1 rRNA gene is annotated in these 521 nt (G+C 39.5%); it reads right to left on the bottom strand.

The features are described from left to right. Nucleotides 1–350: 350 nt before the first annotated feature. A 5S ribosomal RNA gene (gene rrf, locus HMPREF9469_RS30435) occupies nucleotides 351–468 on the bottom strand. Nucleotides 469–521 lie beyond the last annotated feature (53 nt).

The raw sequence follows: 521 nt of genomic DNA, 5'->3' as shown, positions 1-521 counted from the left end.
ATGTTTTACAATCGTGGACTTTCCTAATAAAAAGTTTGTTTCTTTCCATACAATCGCTTGTATGGCCTCGGATGTCTTGTTTATTCTATATATAAATATATAGGATACTCAATTCATTTATTTCAATATGCAGTTTTCAAGGTACGTATGTGACTGATGTTTTATCAGTCATTAGCGAACTCGATTAACTCGAATTCACTAATCACTGGTAAAAACCAGTTATATGGAACAGCACTTCCCTGCTGACGTAGGTTAACACGTTCTTTAAAACACAGGTTTCGCTTTTACCTCCACCCATTGGAACATGTCTGTTCTATATAAAACACTCTTTCGAGTGGTTTTTTTAGGTAATCCGGCAGCCACCTGCTCTCCCATGCCGTCTCCAGCATAGTACCATCGGCCGCTTAGGTCTTAACCATCGTGTTCGGGATGGGAACGGGTGTTTCCCCTAAGCGCATCGCCACCGGAAATCGTTTGTTTCCTTGACTTCTCTTGATAATCAGAAAACTAAATAGTATATA

Origin of the sequence: [Clostridium] citroniae WAL-17108, assembly GCF_000233455.1 — a bacterium.
GTDB lineage: Bacteria > Bacillota > Clostridia > Lachnospirales > Lachnospiraceae > Enterocloster > Enterocloster citroniae.
This window is presented reverse-complemented; position numbering and strand designations above follow the sequence as displayed.